Source organism: Streptomyces stoeckheimensis (genome assembly GCF_045822005.1).
GTDB lineage: Bacteria > Actinomycetota > Actinomycetes > Streptomycetales > Streptomycetaceae > Streptomyces > Streptomyces stoeckheimensis.
On sequence record NZ_CP169550.1, the window covers coordinates 5,301,165 to 5,320,118 of the forward strand.

Here is an 18,954-nt window from a genome sequence, read left to right on the forward strand (position 1 = left end):
TGGGGTGGTGGGGGCGGGGCGATGATGCCGCCATGGAACGGTTTCTGTGGAACCTCCCGTGCGCCGGCTGAGCAAGCGCGCGGTGACGGGCGTCCTGGCCCTGCTGCTGTGCGCGGCCGGGGCGGCGACGGCGGTGGACTGGTCGACCGGGCGTCCGGACACGGACCCGGGGTGTCAGACGGTGGCCTTCATGTCGATGACGGGCGAGGCGCCCGCGTGCCGGTGACGGGCCGGTCCCGCTGAGGGGCCCGGCCTCGGCCGACACGTGGCTGCGGCCGGTGCCCGGCTTCGGCTGACACCCGTTCGCGGCCGACACGCGGCTGCGGCCGACGCCCGGGTCCCGGTAGCGGCGGCTACCGGAGGGGCGTACGCGCGCGCCGCGGGCGGTGGCTACCGGTGGTCGATCACCCGGACCGGGCGGGCGTCCTGCGCGACCGTGTCGATCGACCGGGGCAGCAGTCCGCCGCCGAAGCGGATCTCCTGCAGCTCGGCCTTGGCCAGCGCCTCGCCGGCGTGCACCGTCGGGGTGAGGCGGAGGGTGCCGTGCGCCGACCAGTCGTGCACCTCGCCGTCGCACTGCGCGTCGCCGCCGCCGATGCTGAGGCGGACGTCCTCCTGCTCGATGGTCGCCTTGATCTGAACCGTTCCCGAGGGTGACGGCTTGGAGCAGTGGTACTCACCGAAAAGGTGGATCGTGCCGTCGGGGGCGATGCGGGCTTCCGAAGATACGTAAATGTCATTTCCGTAAGGGGCGCTGCCGTGCGGCGCGCCATTCGCCGGGGCGGTGAATACCGCCGTGGCGCCCAGTGCGGCGAGTGCGGCCAAGGCCATGCGGGGGCCGGTCGTGGCCATCGTTCCTCCTGTTGGACGAGGGGTGCAGGGGTTTGCGGAATTCCGCCGGAACGCATTGTGCTGGCATATGGAGGTCAATGCGTTCCGCGGACTCGTGTCGGTGTGTGCAATTGCCCGCTCGGGCGCGTGAGACTGACCGGAATACGTCCCCGAAGATCCCCGAAGGGATCCCGCATGCGTCAGCCCGCTCTTGTCACGGCCGCCCTCCTCCCGATCCTGCTGTTCGGTGCCACGGCCTGCTCCGGCGCCCCCGAAGGGGCCGCGCTCGCCCCGGCCGCGGTGCCCGCCGTGCCGGTCGACGACGGCGCGCCGGGTGCCGGGGACGATCCCGCGGCCGAGCGGGACGGGGTGGCGCGGGCCGCTGCGAAGGACGCCCGTGTGGGTGACTCCGTACGGGTCAGGGGCCGGGAGGTGGGCCGCCACCTCCAGGTGGTGCTGGGCGCCTACGTCGACCCGGCGGTCAGTGTCGAGAAGAACTTCGCCCCGGCGGCGGGCAAGCGCTGGGTGGCGGCCTCGATGTCCTTCGTCAACGTCGGCGGGGCCTCGTACGGGGCTCTCGGGCGCATGTGGGCGCTCGACGGCGCGGGGCAGCGCCATCCGGTGGTGCCCACGGGGGAGCTCACGACCGGCAAACCACTCGTCTTCGATTCGCTCGCGGTCGGTGAGCGGGCCGAAGGATGGGTGGTGTTCGAAATTCCGGAAAACGCGCGCATCGTGCGGCTCCAGTACCAGGACGCGAACATGGTGGCGAATTCCGGAGGTGGATTCTGGGCGGTCTAGCCCGCCCGGGTGAAACGGCGTCAAAGGGCCGGGTCGGCGACCACTAAGGTGCGGCGCATGACTTCTACCCAGGCCGAACTCGACCGATCCAAGCTCGGCACCCTTTCGGTGCTCGCGTGGATCGGCGACCCCGAAGAGGCCCACGACATTCCCTATCTCCTCGCCTACATCCTCGGGGACGGTCCCGACGGTCCCGCGGCGAGCGAGGCGGCCGCCCGCGGGCTCCTGGAGGAGATCGGCCTGCCCATCGGCGACGTGGTGATGGACGGCGTCCGCAACCCGTCCTCCTTCCCGGTGCAGATCCTCCTGGAGGGCAACCAGATCGCGCTGACCCTGCCGGGCATGAACGCGAAGTGCATCGCCCCGCCGGAGTGGGTCAAGGCCGCGGCCGACAGCGGGCAGGCGTACTTCCTCTTCGCCACCCGCGCCTGGCCCGAGGCGGTGCCCGGACAGCCGGTCTCGGCCGAGACGCTGCAGGCGTTCGCGGGCGACACCGAGGTGCTCAACCACAGCGCCCACGCCGTCCTCGCGGTGCGGCGCCTGCAGCGCTAGGCATCCTTCGCGCGCACGGCGTGCGTCGGCCTCCGCTCCGGCCGCCGGGCTCCCAGCCTGCCCGGTGGCCGGTCCGCCCGTTCCGGGCCACGCTCCCGGGTGGGCTCCGGGCCATGCTCCGGCCGGCCTACGGGTCATGCTCCGGTCGGCCTACGGCTGTTCGAAGGCGAAGCGCAGCGAGCGGACCCGGTTGTCGAAGCTGGACCCGGCCAGGTCCGGGAGTCCGACCGCGCGCAGTCCCACCGGGCGGGTCAGCAGCTCGCGGAAGAGCGCCTTCATCTCCACCCGGGCCAGGTGGGCGCCCAGGCAGAAGTGCGGTCCGCCGCCGCCGAACCCCAGGTGGGGATTGGGGGAGCGGGTGATGTCGAAGGCGTCCGGATCGGGGAAGACCTCCTCGTCCCGGTTGGCGGAGGCGTAGTACAGCACCACCTTGTCGCCGGGGACGAACGCGTGGCCGCGCAGGGTGTGTTCGGCGGCGACGGTCCTGCGGAACTGGATGATCGGCGTGGAGTGGCGGATCATCTCGTCCACCGCGCCGTCCGCGTGCGCCTCGAAGTCCTCGACCAGCAGGTCGCGTTGGTCCGGGTGGTCGGTCAGCAGGGTCAGGCCGTGGGTGATGGCATTGCGGGTGGTCTCCACCCCGGCCACCATCAGCAGGGAGAAGAACGCGCCGAGCTGGCGGGCGCCGAGCGCCTCACCGTCCACGTTCGCGCAGACCAGGGCCGAGATCAGGTCGTCGGTCGGGTTCTCGCGCCGCTCCCGCCCGATCCCCGCCACCATCCGCTGCATCCGGGCCAGGGCCCGCAGTCCGCGCCCGGGCATCCGCAGCCGGGCCGTCAGGCCCCGTTCGACGCCGATGTTCTCGGAGGCGTGGTTGACGCGGTCGGCGATCTCGGCGCGGTAGCGCTCCGGGATGCCCATCATGTTGCAGATGACCTCCAGGGGCAGCTTCGAGGCCACCGCCTCGACGAACTCGTCCGGCCGCCGGTCCAGTACGTCGTCCACGATGCGGGCCGCCACCGCGTGGATGTCCTCCTCGGCGGCCGCCAGCAGCCGGGGGGTGAAGGCCCGCTGCACGATCTTGCGCAGCTGCGCGTGCTCGGCGCCGTCCAGGTTGACCATCGAGTCCCCGAACAGCGCCCGCACCCAGCGGGCCGGCTCGGGCGTCGTCACCCCGGGCGCGCTGGCGAACACCTTGGGCAGCCGGCTCGCCTCCTGCACGTCCGCGTGCCGTACGAGGGCCCAGTGCCCGCTGCCTTCGGGGACGAACACGGGGGAGTCCAGGGCCCGCAGGCGGGCGAAGGCGGCCAGCCGGTGGGCGGGGGGAGCCTGCCAGAAGGCCGGGTCGGCCAATTCCCTGCCGGGGTCTTGGCCGGGGGCCGGGCCGGGGCGTTGTGCGGGGAGTGTCATGGCCTGAAAACGGCGCCGGGGGCGCGGGGGTGACGGGCCCGTGCGGCGCCGTTGCCGGGGGCTCCGCCCCCGGACCCCCGCGCCTCAAACGCCGGCGGGGCTGGAGAGTCGCCTCAAACGCCGGCGGGGCTGGATTGGGCGGGATCGGATGGCGCGTGGTTGGCCAGGGTCAGGCCGACCACCACCGTGGCCGTCGCGACCAGGCCCGCGTAGAGGACGGCGTACGGGCCCGTCCAGGTGCAGGCCAGCACCGCGAGGGCGGAGACCGGCAGGGTCAACTGTTGGGCCAGGCCCCTCTTGAAGTGGCGGGAGTGCAGCAGCCAGACCATCAGCAGGAAGAGCGCGGTCGGGACGGTGACGGCGGCGTTCGCGGAGAGCTGCGAGACGTGCGCCTTGCCGACCGCGTGCTCCACCGCGACCTCGATGCCCGCGCCGATCGCCGCGCCCGAAGCGAAGATCAACAGGTGGCCGTACCCCCACGGGATCGCCTCCCGGTTGGAGGTCAGGTGCTCGTGCATCGGCACCGCGAAGTAGATCCACCAGGCGGCGAAGACGATGAGCAGCCCGCCGGCCGCGATCGGCAGCAGCTCGCCCAGGGCCTCGTGCTCGTCGAGCGCCGACTTCACGGCCACGGTGCTCGCCGCGATCGTCTCGCCGAGCACGATGATCGTGAACAGGCCGTAGCGCTCCACGATGTGGTGGGCGTGCCACGGCGTCTGGTGGCCGCGCTCGGCCACCACCGGAACCATCAGCTCCGCGACGACCAGGATCAGGAACAGCCAGCGCTTGGCGCCGTCCGGGACGAACAGCAGGGCCACCCAGCCGGCCTGGCAGAGGACCAGCCCGGCCGCGTACTTCAGGGCCGCCGCGCGGGCCTCGCCGCGTTCGCCGGAGGCGGCGCGCAGCCATTGGGCGGTGAGCGCGACGCGCATGATCAGGTAGCCGATGACGGCCACCGTCCAGTCGTTCTGGTCGAACGCCCGGCTCACGCCGGCCGCGTAGACGAGAACGCCGGAGATCTGGACGAGCGTCGCGATCCGGTAGGGCACGTCGTCGCAGTCGTAGGCGGAGGCGAACCAGGTGAAGTTCATCCACGCCCACCACACGCCGAAGAACACGAACATGTAGCTGATCACCCCGCTGCCGGGGTGGCCCTCGGCCAGCGCGTGCACGAGCTGGGCGCCCGCCTGCGCGATGGCGACGACGAAACACAGGTCGAAGAACAGCTCCAGCGGGGTCGCGGCGCGGTGGCCCTCGTCCCGGCTGCGGGCGGTCATGGGTACGTAAGCCAGAGCCATACCGTCCAGGACAGCAGCCCTACGGGGCTCAGCAGGCGAGGCGCGCTGCCCTCAGGGCCCGTGTGCCCCGGGCGGACTCGTAGCGGCGCAGGACGAGCCGGGCCAGCCGCGGGTGGTCGGCCAGCGGCTCCGAGACCGTCCAGGCGGCCGAGGCGTTCAGGGCGCGCGTGAAGCGGCCCGGGGCCAGCAGGTGCGTCGCCACCGCGATCCGGCGGTATCCGGCGGCCTGGAAGGAGTCCAGGGCCTCGGCGACGGTCGGCCCGGCGGAGGTGAGGTAGGCGGGTACCGCGGGGACGGGGGCGGCGCCGTCGTCGTACTCCAGCAGGGCGGACAGCTGGGCCGCGCAGGCCTCCGTACCGGCATTGCCGCCGGGGCGGGAGGAGCCGGCGCCGGCCACCACCACCGCGTCGGCCCGGGTGTACGGGCCGCGGCGGCGCTCGGCCTCGCGCAGGCGGCCGTGCAGAGCGCGGGCGATGTCGCGCTCGCCGCTGAGGCCCCCGGTGAGCACGCAGCCGGTGCCCTCCAGGACGGCGGGTATGTCGACGCGGCGGTGGAAACCGTCGCCGAGCAGCAGGGGGACGACCACGGCGGACGGATGCTCCCGTACGACCTCGGCGAGCGAGGGGCGCTGCACGTCGAGGTGCCCGACCAGCGCGTGCACCCCGCTGATGGCCTCGACGGCGGCGACGAGCCGCTCGATGGTAGCGGCGGCCTCCGGAACCGCGCTGCCGTGGACGGCGATGACGAGCATGTGGTCTGCCTCCCTGATCCGGCCCCGGGTCCCCCCTCCCACGCTAGGCGCGGCGCGGGCCCGGGGGAGCCTGGCCAAGGGCCCGTGAGAGGGGCCGGAGGTCCTGTGCGGAAAGGGTCGTTTCCCCGTCCCCAGGGGTCCTTTTCGGGCGTTCGGGGCCGCGGTGCGGACCTACCGTCGAAGGGTCGGAACGCTTGCACGCACGAGGTCCCCGCCCGGCCGCCTTGGCCTCCCGGGGACCGCGCGGCACAGGGACACACGGAGTGAGATCGATGGGGCAGACGCTGGTTGTCATCGGCCACGGCATGGTGGGGCACCGCCTGCTGGAGGCGCTCGCCGAGCGTGACGCGCTCGCCGACCCGACCCGCCCCGAGCGCGGCGGCTGGCAGGTCACCGTCCTCGCGGAGGAGGAGCGCCCGGCCTACGACCGCGTGCACCTGTCCGCGGCCTTCACCGGCTCCACCGGCGAGGATCTGTCCCTGGTGGCGCCCGGCTTCCTGGAGAAGTACGGCATCGACCTGCGCCTCGGCGACCCGGCGGAGCTGATCGACACCACCGCCCGTACGGTCACCGCCCGCTCCGGCGACGTGATCGGCTACGACGCGCTCGTGCTGGCGACCGGCTCCTACCCCTTCGTGCCGCCGATCGAGGGCGCCGACGCGGAGGGCTGCTTCACGTACCGCACGCTCGAGGACGTCGAGGCCCTGACCGCGTACGCCGCGGCCGCCGACGTCCGGACCGGTGTGGTCATCGGCGGCGGGCTCCTCGGCCTGGAGGCGGCGGGCGCGCTGCGCACGCTCGGACTGGCCACGCACGTCGTGGAGTTCGCGCCCCGGCTGATGCCGCTGCAGGTGGACGACGGCGGCGCGGCCGCCCTGCGGGCCACCATCGAGTCCATGGGCGTCGCCGTGCACACGGGCGTGGGCGCGGCCGGCGTGCAGATCCACCCCGACGGGCGGGCGCAGGCGCTCCGGCTGACCAGCGGCGAGGAGATCGGCTCCGACGTCGTGGTCTTCTCGGCCGGTGTGCGGCCGCGCGACCGCCTGGCCCGCGAGTGCGGGCTCGCGGTGGGCGACCGCGGCGGGGTCGTCGTGGACGGCCACTGCCGCACCAGCGACCCGTACGTCTATGCGATCGGCGAGTGCGCGCAGACCGTCGACGGCAAGGTCTACGGGCTGGTCGCGCCCGGCTACCAGATGGCCGAGACCGTCGCCGAAGCCCTCGCGGGCGCCGGCGAGCTGACCTTCACCGGGGCCGACACCTCCACCAAGCTCAAGCTGATGGGCGCCGACGTGGCCTCCTTCGGCGACCCCTTCGCCCCCGAGGGCCGTGACGGGGCCGTCTCGGTGGTCTTCTCCGACGCCCGCGAGGGCGTCTACAAGAAGCTGCTGCTGGGCCCCGACGGCGCGCTGCTCGGCGGCATTCTGGTCGGCGACGCGGAGGCGTACGGCTCGCTGAAGCCGCACGCCGGCCGGCAGCTGCCGGCTCCGCCGGAGGCCTTCATCCTGCCGTCGAGCGAGGGCGTGGCGCTGCCCGGCGCGGACGCGCTGCCCGATGACGCCGTGGTGTGCAGCTGCCACAACATCACCAAGGGCCGCGTGCGCGAGGCGGTGGTCGCGGAGTCCCTCACCGACATCGGCGGCATCAAGAAGTGCACCAAGGCCGGCACGGGCTGCGGCGGCTGCATCGGCACGCTGCAAGCGGTCCTGGACGCCGAACTGGCCGCGGCGGGCATCGAGAAGCCGCGCGGGCTGTGCGAGCACTTCACCCTGACCCGGGCCGAGATCTACGAGAAGATCCGCACCGAGCGCATCCGCAGCTTCAGTGAACTGCTGGAGTCCTACGGCGAGGGCGGCGAGGGCTGCGCCGTCTGCAAGCCGGTCGTCGCGAACGTCCTGGGCACCCTCGCCCCCGACCTCGGCCTCGGACACATCCTGGCGGGCGAGCAGGCGGCCCTGCAGGACTCGAACGACCTCTTCCTCGCCAACCTCCAGAAGGACGGCACCTACTCGGTCATCCCGCGCGTGGCCGGCGGCGAGATCACGGCTGAGCAGGTCATCGCCCTCGGCGAGGTGGCCAGGGACTACGGCCTCTACACGAAGATCACCGGAGCTCAGCGCATCGGCCTCTTCGGGGTCCGCAAGGAGCAGCTGCCCGACATCTGGCGGCGGCTCGGCGGCGCCGGATTCGAGTCCGGGCAGGCGTACGGGAAGTCCCTGCGCGCGGTGAAGTCGTGCGTGGGAGCCCGCTTCTGCCGTTTCGGGCAGGGCGACTCCATCCAGCTCGCGATCGACCTGGAGCTGCGCTACCGGGGTCTGCGCACCCCGCACAAGTTCAAGGGCGGCGTCTCGGGCTGCCTGCGCGAGTGCGCGGAGGCGCGGGGCAAGGACATCGGCGTCATCGCCACCGCCAACGGCTGGAACCTGTACGTCAGCGGGAACGGCGGCGCGACCCCGCGCCACGCCGACCTGCTGGCCTCGGACCTGAACACCGCCGAACTCTTCGCGCTGATCGACCGGTTCCTCATGTACTACATCCGCACCGGCGAGCGCCTGGAGCGGACGGCGGCCTGGCTGGAGCGGCTCGGCGGCAGCACCGCGGGCCTGGACCACCTGAAGGCGGTCCTGATCGAGGACTCGCTCGGCATCTGCGCGGAACTGGAGGCGCAGATGGAGCGCCACGTGACGGCGTACGAGGACGAGTGGTCCGCGGTCCTGGAGGACCCGGCGGCGCTGGAGCGCTTCGGGACCGTGGACTTCGGTGCGGCCGAAGGCGCCGAAGACGCCGCGCAGGCGCTGGAGCCGGGCCGCGGGCGGACCGCGGTGCTGCCGGACGGCACCGAGGCCGCGGTCTTCAAGGACCGCGCGGGCGAGGTCTACGCGGTCGGCAACCGGGACCCCTTCTCGGGAGCCGACGTCATCGCCAACGGCATCATGGGCTCGCGCGACGGGGTGCCGGTCGTGGCCTCGCCGATGCACAAGCAGGTCTTCGACCTGCGGACCGGCATCTGTCTGGACGACCCCGAGGTGTCCCTGCCGCTGGTGGAGCTCAAGCCCTAGGGGGTGTCCGCAATGTCCCGCCGGCCGCCCGAAGGGCGGCCCCGCGGGGTCTGGTGCGTGCTCTCGGTGTGCCGGGCGGAAGCCTGCGTACTGGACGTACTCGGGATTTCGCCCGGTGCGCCGAGAGCGCGTGCCAGGCGCCGCGGGGCAGGCGGGACTTTGCGGACACCCCCTAGGGCTCCGCGGCCGCCGTACCAACGCACTGTGGGCGAGGGGACCTTGTCCCGTCGCCCACGCGACGTTCTCCCCTGATGCCGGGCGCCCCTGTCGGCGGACCCTAAGAAGGTCAGGGCATTCAGCTTCATTTTTCTCAACACCTTCGAACGTTCAGGACATGCCATGAGTTCCGCCAAGCAGGACGCGCGCGCGGCGACCGGCCGAGTGCAGGCGCCCGATCCGGCGCAGTACCGCCCCGGTCGCACGATCACGGAGTGGACGCCGGAGGACCCGTCCTTCTGGCAGACCACGGGCAAGAAGGTCGCCACCCGCAACCTGTGGATCGCGGTACCGGCCCTGCTGGTGGCCTTCGTGGTCTGGCAGGTCTGGAGCATCACGGCGACCAACCTCAAGGACGTGGGCTTCGGCTTCTCCCAGTCCCAGCTGTTCTGGCTGACCGCCGTTCCCGGCATCACGGGCGGCACCGCCCGCATCCTGTACACCTTCATCGGCCCGATGATCGGCCAGCGCCGCTTCACGGCGATCTCCACCGTCGTGCTGATCGTGCCGCTGCTGTGGCTGGGCTTCGCGGTGCAGGACCCCACCACCTCCTACACCACGCTGGTCGCCATCGCCGCGCTCTGCGGCATCGGCGGCGCCAACTTCTCCTCCTCCCTGGCCAACATCGGCTTCTTCTACCCGAAGCAGGAGAAGGGCAACGCGACCGGAATCAACGGCGGCCTGGGCAACCTGGGCGTCTCCGTGGTCCAGCTGCTCACCCCGATCCTGATCACCACCTCGGTCCTGGCGATCGGCTCGGGCCAGAAGAAGGCGGACGGCTCGGAGATCTACCTCCAGAACGCCGCGTTCGTCTGGGTGCCGGTCCTGATCGTCCTGGCGGCCGTCGCCTGGTTCGGCCAGAACGACCTGAAGGTGGCCTCCACCCCCTTCAGCCAGCAGAAGATCATCTTCAAGCGCAAGCACAACTGGCTGATGACCTGGCTCTACGTCGGCACCTTCGGCTCCTTCATCGGTTTCGCGGCGGCGCTTCCGCTGCTCATCAAGACGACCTTCCCGGCGTACTCCGTGGCCACCTACGCCTGGATGGGCCCGGCGCTCGGCGCGCTGGCCCGCTGGGCCGGCGGCTGGATCGCCGACAAGTTCGGCGGCGCACGGGTGACGATCCTGTCCTTCGTGGGCATGGGCGCGTCGATCATCGGCGTGATCACCTTCCTGCCGGCCGGCTCCGACACCGGCTCGTTCTACGGCTTCTTCTTCTGCTTCCTGTCGGCGTTCTTCTTCTCGGGCATCGGCAACGGCTCGACCTTCCGCCAGATCCCGGTCATCTTCCGCGGCCAGCACCTCGCGGGCCTGAAGGAGGGCACCCCGCAGTACGCGAAGGCGCTCAAGCAGGCCGAGATCGAGTCGGGCGCGGTGACCGGATTCACCGCGGCCATCGCCGCCTACGGCTTCTTCTTCATCCCGGCGATGTTCGCCAACTTCGCCGTGACCAGCGCGATGTGGGGCTTCGTCGGCTTCTACGCCAGCTGCGTCGTCGTGGCCTGGTGGTTCTACGCCCGCAAGGGCGCGGAGGCGCCCAGCTAACCGGGAGCCCCCGGCTGGTCAGCCCGGGTGCGGGGTCGCTGCGCGAGCAGCACCCGGCTGCGCCCGGGCTTCCTGGGGCTCCGCCCCAGACCCCGTGCCTCAAACGCCGGCGGGGCTGGATTGGGCTGCGCCCGGCCCCTTCGCGCCTCGCCCCTCCGCGCTTCCGTAGAGACTGAAAGGCCACGCAGTGATCGGCATGTTCCTGCAACTCGCCGTCATGGTGGCGGCCATCGCTCTCGGGTCCCGCAAGGGCGGGGTGGCCATGGGGCTCTGGGGAGCCGTCGGGGTCTTCGTGCTCGCGACGTTCTTCGGGGTCACCCCCGCCGACACCTCCGGCATCGTCGACGTCATGCTGATCATCCTCGCGGTGATCATGGCCGCCGCCGCGATGGAGGCGGCCGGGGGCATCGACTACCTCGTCGGACTGGCCGAGAAGGCGATCCGCCGCAAGCCCAGCCGGGTGGTCTACGTGGCTCCCCTCGTGTCCTGGGCCTTCACCCTGGGCGCCGGCACCGCCCACGTCTTCTACCCCCTGCTCCCCGTGATCCACGACGTGGCCCGCGAAGGCGGCGTCCGGCCCGAGCGGCCCATCGCGGTCGCCTCCATCGCGGCCACCTTCGGTATCACCGCCTCGCCCGTCTCCGCGGCCATGGCCGCCATGATCGTGATGTTCGACGGGGACGGCTGGAACCTGCCCCGGATCATGGCCGTCGCCGTGCCGTCCACGCTGCTCGGCGTGCTCGTCGCGGCCACCGTGCAGTCCCGGATCGGCAGGGAGCTCGGCCAGGACGCCGAGTACCTGCGCCGGCTGGCCGCCGGTGAGATCGAGGCTCCTGCGCCGGCCGAGGCCGCCCCGCCGCTGCGGCCTCGGGCGCGCTGGTCCGCGTACCTCTTCCTCGGCGGGACCATCGCCGTCGTCCTCAGCGGACTCTTCCCGGCCCTGCGCCCCGAGACGGCCAAGGGCCCGCTCTCGATGCCCGCCACCATCGAGATCCTGATGATGGCCGTGGCCGCGCTGATCCTGCTGCTGTGCAAGGTCGACGCCAAGCGGATACCCGGCACGGACGTGGCCAAGTCCGGGCTCGTCGCCGTCATCGGCGTCTTCGGGCTGTCGTGGCTGGGGCTGTCCTTCATCGGCGCCAACGAGGCCCGGATCACCGGTGCGCTCGGCGGGGTCGCACAGGACCACCCGTGGTTCTTCGCGATCATGCTGCTGCTCCTCTCCGCGCTGCTGTTCAGCCAGGCCACGACCACCAAGGCACTGATGCCCCTCGGGCTCGCCCTCGGTATCCCGGCCCCCCTCCTCATCGCGATGTGGCCCGCCGTGAACGGCTACTTCCTGCTCCCCACCTACGGCACCTTCATCGCGGCGATCAACTTCGACAGGACCGGCACCACCCGCGTCGGCCGCTTCGTCGTCAACCACTCCTTCATGCTGCCCGGCCTGATCACCACGTGCGTCGCGGTATCCACAGGCTTCGCTCTGGTTCGGATTGTCTGACCGGTTCCGCCCCTTTCCGGCCTGCTCCGGTACACCCCACAGAATCTTGTGAAAGTTTTCACAAGCGCACGATGGACCTTTGGCCTGCTCAAAGTGCCAGGTCAGGCGTGATGGGAGACCCTTGGGGTCGGGGATCAGGGGACTTTCGGGCCCCAGCTCGGGACCAACGCGGCGCCAAATGATCGATCAAAAGGCGTGCAATGGATACAAGCAATGAGGCGACTCGGAAGGTGCGGGCGATGACTGCCACCCCTGCGGAAACCACGAAGAACGGCGAGGCCTGGAACGGCTTCAAGGGCGGTCTGTGGCGCGACGCCATCGACGTCCGCGACTTCATCCAGCAGAACTACACGCCGTACGAGGGTGACGACACCTTCCTCGCCGGCCCCACCGAGCGCACCACCGCCGTGTGGAAGGCGATCACGGACAAGTTCCCGGAGGAGCGCGAGAAGGGCGTCTACGACGTCGCGTACGACATCCCGTCGTCGATCACCGCGCACGCCCCCGGATACATCGACCGCGACAAGGACCTGATCGTCGGCCTCCAGACGGACGCCCCGCTCAAGCGCGCGATCATGCCCTACGGCGGCTGGCGCATGGTCGCCGGCGCCCTGGAGACCTACGGCTACCCCGTCTCCGACGACCTGGAGAAGGTCTTCACGGAGTACCGCAAGACCCACAACGCCGGTGTCTTCGACGCGTACACCCCCGACATCCGCGCCGCCCGCAAGGCCGGCATCGTGACCGGCCTGCCGGACGCCTACGGCCGCGGCCGCATCATCGGCGACTACCGCCGCGTGTCGCTCTACGGTGTCGACCGCCTCATCGCCGTCAAGAAGGAGGAGAAGGAGGAGATCAACTCCCTCCCCGCGGGCAACCGCTCGCTGGAGGAGACGATCCGCCTGCGCGAGGAGCTCTCCGAGCAGATCCGCGCCCTCGCCGAGCTCAAGGCGATGGCCGCCTCCTACGGCTACGACATCTCCGGCCCGGCCGCCACCGGCCGCGAGGCCATCCAGTGGCTGTACTTCGCGTACCTGGCCGCCGTGAAGGAGCAGAACGGCGCGGCCATGTCGCTCGGCCGCACCTCCACCTTCATCGACGTCTACCTCCAGCGCGACATCGAGGCCGGCATCCTCACCGAGGAGCAGGCCCAGGAGCTGGTCGACGACTTCATCATCAAGCTCCGCATCGTCCGTTTCCTGCGCACCCCGGAGTACGACGAGCTCTTCTCCGGCGACCCCACCTGGGTCACCGAGTCGATCGCCGGAATGGGCGAGGACGGCCGTCCGCTGGTCACCAAGACCTCGTTCCGCTACCTCCACACCCTCTACAACCTCGGTCCGGCCCCCGAGCCGAACATGACCGTCTTCTGGTCGCCCCAGCTCCCGCAGGGCTTCAAGGAGTTCTGCGCCAGGGTCTCGATCGACACCTCCTCGGTGCAGTACGAGTCCGACGAGCTGATGCGCCCGCGCTTCGGCGACGACACCGCCATCGCCTGCTGCGTCTCGGCCATGCCGGTCGGCAAGCAGATGCAGTTCTTCGGCGCCCGCGTGAACCTCGCCAAGACCCTGCTCTACGCGATCAACGGCGGCCGCGACGAGAAGTCCGGAGCCCAGGTCGGCCCGTCCACCGGCGCCCTCACCTCCGAGGTGCTGGACTACGACGAGGTCATGGCGAAGTTCGACGAGCAGATGGAGTGGCTCGCCGACACCTACGTGCACGCCCTGAACGTCATCCACTACATGCACGACAAGTACGCCTACGAGCGCATCGAGATGGCGCTCCACGACCGCGACGTGCGCCGCACCATGGCCTGCGGCATCGCCGGTCTCTCGGTCGCCGCCGACTCGCTGGCCGCCATCAAGTACGCCAAGGTCACCGCCGTGCGCGACGAGACCGGTCTCGCCACCGACTACACCATCGAGGGCGACTACCCGGCCTACGGCAACAACGACGACCGTGTCGACTCGATCGCCGTCTGGCTGGTCGAGGAGTTCATGAAGAAGATCCGCAAGCACCCGACGTACCGCGGTGCCGAGCACACCCAGTCGGTGCTGACCATCACCTCGAACGTGGTCTACGGCAAGAAGACCGGCAACACGCCGGACGGACGCCGCGCCGGCGAGCCCTTCTCCCCGGGCGCCAACCCGATGAACGGCCGCGACACCCACGGCTACGTCACCTCGGCGCTGTCGGTCGCGAAGCTCCCGTACGAGGACGCCGAGGACGGCATCTCGCTGACCAACACCGTCACCCCCGACGGCCTGGGCCGCACCCCCGAGGAGCGGATCAAGAACCTGGCGGGCGTCCTCGACGGCTACATGGCGGTCGACGGCTTCCACATGAACGTGAACGTGCTCAACCGCGACACGCTCATGGACGCCATGGAGCACCCGGAGAACTACCCGCAGCTCACCATCCGCGTCAGCGGATACGCGGTGAACTTCGTCCGCCTCACGCGCGCTCAGCAGCTCGACGTGCTGAACCGCACCTTCCACGGTTCTCTCTGACCTTCGAGAGATCCACGAGCACGCGCGGCCCGGGGCCGGCCGTCACCCGGCCCCGGGACCGCGCGTCACCAGATCAGCCCACGGAATCTGGAAGCTGGAGCACCTGCCATGACCGTCCTCTTCGGTACGAGCCTCCCCGTCGGCCACGCCAACGCGATCAGCGTGGGCCCCGGCCAGCTCAGCGCCGGCCAGACGCCCGCCGCCGCCGCGACCCAGCGGCCGAGCGAGGGCACGGTGCACTCCTGGGACCTGTCCACCGGGGTCGACGGCCCCGGGACCCGGTTCGTGACCTTCCTGTCCGGCTGCCCGCTGACCTGCCTGTACTGCCACAACCCCGACACCATGCGGATGCGCAACGGCAAGCGCACCTCGGCCGACGACGTCATCGCAGAGGCCCGCAAGTACACCAAGTTCATCGCCGCCTCCGGGGGCGGTGCCACCATCTCGGGCGGCGAACCGCTGCTCCAGCCCGTCTTCGCCGGCGAACTGCTGCACCGGATGAAGAACGACCTCGGACTGCACACCGCGCTGGACACCTCCGGTTTCCTCGGCGCCCGCGCCACCGACGCGCTGCTGCGCGACGTGGACCTGGTCCTGCTCGACATCAAGTCCTGGGACCGCGAGACGTACAAGAAGGTGACCGGCCGCCCGCTGGAGCCCACCCTCGACTTCGCCCGCCGCCTCGCCGACCTCGGCAAGGAGGTGCACCTGCGGTTCGTGCTGGTGCCGGGACTGACCGACGCCCGGGAGAACGTCGAGGGCGTCGCCGCCTTCGCCGGGACCCTCGGCAACGTCTCGAGGGTCGACGTCCTGCCCTTCCACAAGCTCGGCGAGAGCAAGTGGGAGGCGCTCGACATGAAGTTCACCCTCCACGACACGCCGTCGCCGACCGCCGGACAGGTCGCCGAGGCGAAGGCGGTATTCGCCGCGCAGGGACTGCACGCGGTCTGAGGGTCGGGGGCCCGCGCGCGGGCCCGCCCGAGCCTTCACTCGAACGGCGCACCGGTACGCTCCATATAACGGGCCAAATCGGTACAGACCACCTAGCGTGGTGCTGTGTCCGAGCCCTCAGATGTCATCGACGCCGCGCCGCCCCCACCGGCGCCCGAGACCCCGCCGCCGGCCGGGCGGTCCGTCACCGCACGGGCCACCCTGGCCGGCACCGTCGTCTCGCTCCTGCTCATCGTCGCGATCGTGCTCGGCAGCAGACTGTTGCGGGACTTCGACTCGGCCCTGCTTCCCTACGCCGTCGCCACCGTCTTCCTGGCCTTCGGCGTGGCCTACCGGTACACCGTGTGGGTCTCGGCCCCCGGCGCGCGCCGCCTGTTCAAAAAGGGCTTCGGCAGCTTCTTCTCGGCAGACAACTTCCGCAAGGCGCCCACCGCCGTGCCGAAGATGATCGCCACCTACCTCGGCTTCCAGAAGTTCCTCGGTGCCCGCTCGCGCCCCCGCTGGATCGCCCACCAGCTGATGTTCTGGGGCTGCCTGCTCGCTGCGGCGATCACCTTCCCGCTGACCTGGGGCTGGTTCACCTTCACAGGCGACAGCGCGACGGGCCCCGGGTACGAGATGCGGATCTGGGGCATCAAGGTCCTCGGATTCAACTCCCTCAACATCCTGGGCTGGCTGATGTTCCACGGCCTGGACATCGCGGCCGTCCTCGTCATCCCCGGAGCCTCGTACTTCCTGTACCGGCGGATGAGGGACCGCGGGGCCATGACCGGCCAGCGCTTCGCCTACGACCTGCTGCCGCTGATCTGCCTGATCGTCATCTCCGTGACCGGTCTGCTGCTGACCTTCTCCTCGATCTTCCTGCACGGCGGCGGATACGAGTTCCTCGCGATCCTGCACATGGTGTCGGTGGTGTTCACCCTCATCTACATCCCGTTCGGGAAGTTCTTCCACATCGTCCAGCGCCCGGCCGCCGTCGGCATGCAGCTCTTCAAGTACACGGCCCGCCAGGACGAGCAGGTCTTCCTCTGCAAGCGCTGCGAGGAGCCCATCGACACCACCCCGTACGTCGAGAACCTGCGCGGCACCATGCAGGACCTCAACCTCGACTTCAACGCCTTCGTCGAATACTGCCCGCGCTGCAAGCGGGTCCTGCGCGGCAACGCCTACCTGAGCCACGTCAAGAAAGGGTTCAAGTGACCGCGACCGACCCCGCCAAGGCCGCGTCCCGGCCCGTACGCGTCTCCATCGACCCCTCCATCGCACCGCCCGGCACCCGCAACTTCCGCGACGCCGGGGGCATCCCCGCCGACCAGTGGCACGCCGACCAGAACGGCGAGACCCTGGTCCCCACCCACTGCTGCTTCTGCGGGGTGCAGTGCGGGATGTACCTGCGCGTGGACAAGGGCGGCAAGGTCTTCGGCGTGGAGCCCCGCAACCACGACATCAACCGGATGCGGCTGTGCCCCAAGGGCATCAACGCCTACCAGCAGGTCAACCACCCCGACCGGCTGACCGCCCCGCTGATGCGGCGCTCCCGGGACGAGGAGTTCAAGGAGTGCTCCTGGGACGAGGCCCTGGACTTCACCGTCTCCGAGATCCGGCGCATCCAGGCGGCCCACGGCAACGACGCCTTCGGGCTGCTCGGCGGGGCCAGCCTGTTCTCCGAGAAGACCTACCTGGTCGGCAAGTTCGCCCGGGTCGCGCTGAAGACCAAGCACGTCGACTACAACGGCCGCCTGTGCATGGTCAGCGCCGCCGGAGCCAACAAGCTCGCCTTCGGCATCGACCGGGCCGGAAACCCCTTCTCCGACATCCTCCTCACCGACTGCCTGCTCATCGCCGGGTCGAACGTGGGGGAGTGCTTCCCCGTGATGACCCAGTACCTATGGGGTGCACGGGACCGCGGCGCCTCGCTGATCGTGATCGACCCGCGCGAGACGGCCATCGCCCGCACCGCCGACATCCACGTCGCGATCAAGCCGGGCACCGACTCGGCCTTCTTCAACGCCGTGCTGAACGTGGTCATCGCCGAAGGCCTCACCGACGAGGCCTACATCGCCGCGAACACCACCGGCTGGGACGAGGTCAAGAAGACCGTCGCCGAGTACCCGCCGTCCCGGTCCGCGGAGATCTGCGGGGTACCGGCCTCGCAGATCGTCCAGGTGGCACGCGTCTTCGCCGGCGCGGACAAGGCCATGGCCTGGCACGCCCGCGGCATCGAGCACCACTCCCAGGGCGTCGAGAACTGCCTGTCCGTCATCAACCTCTGCGTGGCCACCGGCCACATCGGCAAGCCCGGCGCCGGCTACGGCACCATCACCGGCCAGGGCAACGGTCAGGGCGGCCGCGAGCACGGCCAGAAGTCCGACCTGCTGCCCGGCGGCCGCTCCATCACCAATCCGGAGCACCGCAAGCAGATCTGCCAGATCTGGGGCATCGAGGAGTCCGAACTCCCCGGCGCCGGCACCTCCATGATGGAGATGGTCTGGCAGATGCAGCGGAGGGAGATCCGCGGCCTCATCGGCATCTGCAACAACCCGTTCGTCTCCCTCCCCAACTACGCGGTGGTCAAGGACGGCTACGACACCGCCGAGTTCCACGCCCAGTTCGACTTCTTCCTCTCCGAGACCGCGGCCAACGCCCATGTGGTCTTCCCCGTCACCACCTGGGCCGAGGACGAGGGTGTGATGGCCAACGCCGAGGCCCGCGTGGTCAAGCACAACAAGGCCCAGGAGCCCCCGGCCGGAGTGCGCACCGACACCTGGGTCATCTGCGAGCTCGCGCGACGGCTCGGCGCCGGGAAGCACTTCGACTTCCCCGGCTCCCGCGAGGTGTTCGAGGAGCTGCGCGTCGCCTCCGCCGGCACGGTCAACGACTACTACGGCATCACCTACGACCGCCTCGACGAGACCGGCGGGATCGTCTGGCCCTGCCCCTCCACCGAGCACCCGGGCACCCCCCGGCTGTTCGAGGACGGCCGGACCTACCACCCCGACGGCAAGATCCACATGCAGGTCGTGGAATGGCATCCGCCCATGGACGCCTACACCGAGGAGTACCCCCTCTCCCTCACCACCGGCCGCACCGTCGCGCACTTCCTCTCCGGCAACCAGACCCGCCGCCTCGGCGCCCTCGTCGAGCAGACCCCCCGCCCCTGGGTGGAGGTCCACCCCTCGCACGGCTTCCGCAACGGCGAGCCGGTCCGGGTCGTCACCCGGCGCGGCAGCGAGGTGTTCCCGGCCCTGGTCACCGAGGCGATCCGCCCCGACACCGTCTTCATCCCGTACCACTGGCCCGTCCCGACGGCCGCGAACGCCCTGACCATCGACGCCCTCGACCCCCGCTCGAAGATCCCCGAGTACAAGGTCTGCGCCGCCCGGATCGAGGCCGCCGAGCGGGTCGACGAGGTGCCCGCGCCGCCCACCCCGCCGGGCCGTGAGGCCTATCCGGAGGCCCAGGTCTCCCGCACCGACCCCCTGCCCCCCACGTCCCCGCAGGGCCGTGGCACGGCAGAGAGGAGCTGACC

General features: G+C 70.8%; 14 protein-coding genes. 10 read left to right on the top strand and 4 right to left on the bottom strand.

Annotation, left to right across the window (positions count from 1 at the left end; all coding sequences use genetic code 11):
- The first annotated feature begins 58 nt into the window (after positions 1 to 58).
- A complete protein-coding gene (locus ACE1OC_RS24220; RefSeq protein WP_250737611.1) occupies positions 59 to 226 on the top strand; it encodes a hypothetical protein in 168 nt (55 codons plus the stop codon).
- Positions 227 to 390: 164 nt separating this feature from the next.
- On the opposite strand, the gene ACE1OC_RS24225 is transcribed toward ACE1OC_RS24220, so the two are convergent.
- Entirely contained in the window at positions 391 to 852 is a 462-nt protein-coding gene (locus ACE1OC_RS24225; RefSeq protein ID WP_407838779.1) for a DUF6299 family protein, read from the bottom strand.
- Between the two features lie 174 nt (positions 853 to 1,026).
- Here ACE1OC_RS24225 and ACE1OC_RS24230 point away from each other — a divergent pair, with 174 nt between their 5' ends.
- Both ACE1OC_RS24230 and ACE1OC_RS24235 read left to right on the top strand, forming a co-directional pair.
- Entirely contained in the window at positions 1,027 to 1,632 is a 606-nt protein-coding gene (locus tag ACE1OC_RS24230; protein ID WP_407838780.1) for a DUF4352 domain-containing protein, read from the top strand.
- 57 nt (positions 1,633 to 1,689) lie between these two features.
- A complete protein-coding gene (locus tag ACE1OC_RS24235; RefSeq protein ID WP_407838781.1) occupies positions 1,690 to 2,184 on the top strand; it encodes a DUF5949 family protein in 495 nt (164 codons plus the stop codon).
- A gap of 150 nt (positions 2,185 to 2,334) precedes the next feature.
- Here the strand turns inward: ACE1OC_RS24235 and ACE1OC_RS24240 are convergent, their stop codons facing one another.
- From ACE1OC_RS24240 to ACE1OC_RS24250, 3 genes are all read right to left on the bottom strand, one after another.
- A complete protein-coding gene (locus ACE1OC_RS24240) occupies positions 2,335 to 3,594 on the bottom strand; it encodes a cytochrome P450 (RefSeq protein ID WP_407838782.1) in 1,260 nt (419 codons plus the stop codon).
- A 113-nt stretch (positions 3,595 to 3,707) separates the two neighbouring features.
- Entirely contained in the window at positions 3,708 to 4,892 is a 1,185-nt protein-coding gene (locus ACE1OC_RS24245; RefSeq protein WP_407838783.1) for a low temperature requirement protein A, read from the bottom strand.
- Positions 4,893 to 4,920: 28 nt separating this feature from the next.
- Positions 4,921 to 5,643, bottom strand: coding sequence for a sirohydrochlorin chelatase (locus ACE1OC_RS24250; protein ID WP_407838784.1), 723 nt, complete (start codon positions 5,641 to 5,643; stop codon positions 4,921 to 4,923).
- Between the two features lie 272 nt (positions 5,644 to 5,915).
- On the opposite strand from ACE1OC_RS24250, the gene nirB reads away from it, so the two are divergent.
- The 7 genes from nirB to ACE1OC_RS24285 all read left to right on the top strand — a co-directional run bounded on the left by nirB (position 5,916) and on the right by ACE1OC_RS24285 (position 18,952).
- Positions 5,916 to 8,702 (top strand): nitrite reductase large subunit NirB, encoded by a 2,787-nt coding sequence (gene nirB / locus ACE1OC_RS24255; RefSeq protein ID WP_407838785.1) that lies wholly within the window; start codon positions 5,916 to 5,918, stop codon positions 8,700 to 8,702.
- 339 nt (positions 8,703 to 9,041) lie between these two features.
- The gene (locus ACE1OC_RS24260; RefSeq protein WP_407838786.1) at positions 9,042 to 10,463 is read left to right on the top strand and encodes a NarK family nitrate/nitrite MFS transporter; all 1,422 of its coding nucleotides are present in this window, start codon (positions 9,042 to 9,044) and stop codon (positions 10,461 to 10,463) included.
- A gap of 196 nt (positions 10,464 to 10,659) precedes the next feature.
- Positions 10,660 to 11,964 (top strand): anaerobic C4-dicarboxylate transporter family protein, encoded by a 1,305-nt coding sequence (locus ACE1OC_RS24265; protein ID WP_407838787.1) that lies wholly within the window; start codon positions 10,660 to 10,662, stop codon positions 11,962 to 11,964.
- A gap of 239 nt (positions 11,965 to 12,203) precedes the next feature.
- On the top strand, positions 12,204 to 14,474 hold the full coding sequence (gene pflB / locus ACE1OC_RS24270) for a formate C-acetyltransferase (protein ID WP_407838788.1): 2,271 nt from the start codon (positions 12,204 to 12,206) through the stop codon (positions 14,472 to 14,474).
- A gap of 108 nt (positions 14,475 to 14,582) precedes the next feature.
- Complete coding sequence (gene pflA, locus ACE1OC_RS24275; RefSeq protein WP_407838789.1) at positions 14,583 to 15,425, top strand: pyruvate formate-lyase-activating protein; 843 nt, start codon at positions 14,583 to 14,585, stop codon at positions 15,423 to 15,425.
- 105 nt (positions 15,426 to 15,530) lie between these two features.
- Positions 15,531 to 16,625, top strand: coding sequence for an MFS transporter (locus tag ACE1OC_RS24280; RefSeq protein WP_407838790.1), 1,095 nt, complete (start codon positions 15,531 to 15,533; stop codon positions 16,623 to 16,625).
- On the top strand, positions 16,622 to 18,952 hold the full coding sequence (locus tag ACE1OC_RS24285; protein ID WP_407838791.1) for a molybdopterin oxidoreductase family protein: 2,331 nt from the start codon (positions 16,622 to 16,624) through the stop codon (positions 18,950 to 18,952). Before ACE1OC_RS24280 ends, ACE1OC_RS24285 begins: the two co-directional genes overlap by 4 nt.
- The last annotated feature ends 2 nt before the right edge of the window (positions 18,953 to 18,954 follow it).

Coding starts and splice junctions, on each gene's coding strand:
- ACE1OC_RS24260 (WP_407838786.1), top strand. CDS start 9,042: ATGAGTTCCGCCAAGCAGGACGCGCGCGCGGCGACCGGCCGAGTGCAG.
- ACE1OC_RS24240 (WP_407838782.1), bottom strand. CDS start 3,594: ATGACACTCCCCGCACAACGCCCCGGCCCGGCCCCCGGCCAAGACCCC.
- ACE1OC_RS24230 (WP_407838780.1), top strand. CDS start 1,027: ATGCGTCAGCCCGCTCTTGTCACGGCCGCCCTCCTCCCGATCCTGCTG.
- nirB (WP_407838785.1), top strand. CDS start 5,916: ATGGGGCAGACGCTGGTTGTCATCGGCCACGGCATGGTGGGGCACCGC.
- ACE1OC_RS24245 (WP_407838783.1), bottom strand. CDS start 4,892: ATGGCTCTGGCTTACGTACCCATGACCGCCCGCAGCCGGGACGAGGGC.
- ACE1OC_RS24235 (WP_407838781.1), top strand. CDS start 1,690: ATGACTTCTACCCAGGCCGAACTCGACCGATCCAAGCTCGGCACCCTT.
- pflA (WP_407838789.1), top strand. CDS start 14,583: ATGACCGTCCTCTTCGGTACGAGCCTCCCCGTCGGCCACGCCAACGCG.
- ACE1OC_RS24250 (WP_407838784.1), bottom strand. CDS start 5,643: ATGCTCGTCATCGCCGTCCACGGCAGCGCGGTTCCGGAGGCCGCCGCT.
- pflB (WP_407838788.1), top strand. CDS start 12,204: ATGACTGCCACCCCTGCGGAAACCACGAAGAACGGCGAGGCCTGGAAC.
- ACE1OC_RS24265 (WP_407838787.1), top strand. CDS start 10,660: ATGTTCCTGCAACTCGCCGTCATGGTGGCGGCCATCGCTCTCGGGTCC.
- ACE1OC_RS24225 (WP_407838779.1), bottom strand. CDS start 852: ATGGCCACGACCGGCCCCCGCATGGCCTTGGCCGCACTCGCCGCACTG.